The following is a 2,650-nucleotide window of genomic DNA, read 5'->3' as shown; positions in this document are numbered from 1 at the left end:
ATTGATTTTGCTTTTAAACAATTATTTGGCACAAGTGGAAATGAAGATATTCTAATTGCTTTTTTAAATGCTATGTTACAAGATTCTTTAGAATCCCCTATTGTTTCCTTACAATTAGAAGACCCACACTTGCACCGAGAACATGAAGAAGATAAATTATCGATTTTAGATATTTCCACAACATTAGATACGGGAACAAAGGTAAATGTAGAAATCCAGCTAAATAATAATCATGACATGATTAAGAGAAGTTTATATTACTGGGGAAGGCTATACACATCCCAACTTCAAAAAGGAATGCCATACAGCTCTCTTCATAAAACAATTACGATCAATTTGTTAAATTTTGTTATGTTTCCTGAATACGAGGCATTCCATACAACAGGAATCTTATGGAATCAACAACAACAGAAAATATTGAGTGATGATATTGAAGTTCATATTGTGGAGATTCCAAAACTCATGCAACAGTGGCGAAATGAACAAGTCAATCCCTGGGAGGATTCATTTGTTCGTTGGTTATTATTACTTCCAGCGAATGAGGATGAACAATTAACCCAAACATTGGAGGATATTGCGATGAACCAAGACCCAATTTTACAAAAAGCAATGAATAAATGGGAACGTATGAGTCAAGATTCTTCTTTCCGACAAGCGTATGAAGCAAGGGAGAAAGCGTTGATGGATGAAGCCGCAAAATTTGCTCATGCTCGTAATGAAGGAAAGAAAGAAGGGCGTCAAGAGGGGATTGAAGAAGGGAAAATTCAATTAATTTGTGGAATGCATAAAAATGGAATGCCAATCGAAGATATTGCAAAGTTTACAAATTTACTTATAGAAGAAATACGAAACATTTTACAAGCCTAAATGATTAAAAATAACATCTACAAATACTGTAGGTGTTATTTTTTAGTGGCCACCGGCTTAATGGTAGCAGCTATCTAAAGGAGAGCAAATGTTGGTAGCACGTTGCTCCCTTTTTATTGTATAAGTTACATACTGGAAATCAGAAAACCTCACGTTAAGCAAATGGCTGTAACACTGTTGAAAATGTTTAACACAAAATAGTGTACTTGAAATAGTCAACTTGTATATATAACATAATTTAAAGTTATTCCCCCCCTTAACGTTTCTTTCTAAGATGCTGGTAATATCCCGCCGTTAACTTATTTAAAACCCGCGAGCCTACATAAGCCAGAAGTACCTTCGTAATGATAAGCAATACATAAACAATCGAGCTAACTATAAATACCGTCATGGAGCTAATAAAGATCCTGATATAATAGTAACTTGCCATGTCCCCCGCAATTATCCATCCTGGTGCATGTGCAGCGGCAAAGCATAATGGAGCATAAAATAGGCCAAAACCTACAAAACTCCATAAAAACCATGCTCTTAAATCCTCTCCCATAACTTGTAATAATACTTTCAGTTTTTTCCTACTCATAACAAGAAGTAAAAGGAAAGGTAGCATGAAAATAAACCTTAATGAGGCACTCCATATCCATCTACCACTTCAGGCTTTGTTAAGTGGCGAGTAGTTCAATCCATACTCGTAAACTTTCATAATCCCTTTTCTTTAATCTCCCTTAGCTTACATGAAAGTGAGTATTGGTTTTTCTATGAAAAAACTCTTAGCATACGGATTCCCATTTTGTTGTTGCTACCCCAGCCCATCAATCTAATATTTTGAAGTATTTATAAAGCGTAAATTTTATATCACTACAATAGTTATTTATGAGAATTCAGGTCATTTTTCATTATAGGGAACAATGAATTGCTTAGCTTGATAGCGATATGGCAGATCCCTATAGTTAGTTATCGATTATTTGTTAAATTCTTTGAAAATACATCTTTTGTGATGTAGAAAGAATGCATGCCTGCAAATTCTTTAAATTCTTCATTTAAATTTTTGATCTTTTCTTCAAATTGAAATCCAAGCTTTTTCAAAACTCTAATAGATGCTTTGTTTTCAGGGAACACAACAGCAACAATACGTTCTATCCCTATTTTTAAAAAGGTGTAGTGTAAAAGGGCGTTTGTGGCTTCTGTTGCATAGCTTTTTCCCCATTTGTCATAAGATAAAGCATAATACATTTCTGTAGATGTGAGTTCAAAATCTAAAGGACCTAAACCACAATACCCTATATACTCTTGAGAAGATTTTTCAAAAATGGAAAGATTAAATTTAGCAATATTACTTACTGTGTTCTTTTTGTTCATCTCCATGCTCCATAGAATAATGTCGTGTATTTCCTCTAATGAATATACGGGAGATGGCATAAAACGCTGTGGCTCGGGATGTTTTTGTAATTCATATAAATGTTCCGCATCAGATATGTGGTATGGTTTTATTAATAATCTTTTTGTTTCAATAAGAGCATTTAGAAACATGTTACACCTCTTTATGTATTAAAACTATATTTTTAATCTTGCACTATTAACAAAAAGTACACTTTTATTCTTACTTGGATATATTCGACAAAAGGGGAGATAATTCCTATGAGGGATTCTGACATTAAAACGTAGATAATGTACACTAAAACATATTTTGAAATGTAAAAGTCGAATTTCTTTAATTGTACTTTTTTATTTTTAAACAAGATAAATAAAACTCTGGCTTTCCTGCTTGGAGTGAACCCTGAGAATG

General features: G+C 33.3%; 2 protein-coding genes and 1 pseudogene. 1 reads left to right on the top strand and 2 read right to left on the bottom strand.

The features are described from left to right. Window positions 1-867 (top strand): Rpn family recombination-promoting nuclease/putative transposase (locus DN403_RS29135; RefSeq protein ID WP_149186046.1); only part of this gene is annotated, 867 nt, incomplete at its 5' end. A 390-nt stretch (window positions 868-1,257) separates the two neighbouring features. Here DN403_RS29135 and DN403_RS32055 read toward each other — a convergent pair. Together DN403_RS32055 and DN403_RS29125 are read right to left on the bottom strand one after the other, a co-directional pair. Next, a pseudogene (locus DN403_RS32055) lies at window positions 1,258-1,474 on the bottom strand (multidrug resistance efflux transporter family protein); the annotation flags it as partial. Window positions 1,475-1,818: 344 nt separating this feature from the next. Next, the gene (locus DN403_RS29125) at window positions 1,819-2,394 is read right to left on the bottom strand and encodes a GNAT family N-acetyltransferase (RefSeq protein ID WP_149186045.1); all 576 of its coding nucleotides are present in this window, start codon (window positions 2,392-2,394) and stop codon (window positions 1,819-1,821) included. Window positions 2,395-2,650 lie beyond the last annotated feature (256 nt).

Origin of the sequence: Bacillus sp. AY2-1 (assembly GCF_008368965.1) — a bacterium.
GTDB lineage: Bacteria > Bacillota > Bacilli > Bacillales > Bacillaceae_G > Bacillus_A > Bacillus_A thuringiensis_S.
Note: the sequence above shows the minus strand (reverse complement) of the source record. Positions and strands in the feature narration are given on the sequence as shown.

Coding starts and splice junctions, on each gene's coding strand:
- DN403_RS29125 (WP_149186045.1), bottom strand. CDS start 2,394: ATGTTTCTAAATGCTCTTATTGAAACAAAAAGATTATTAATAAAACCA.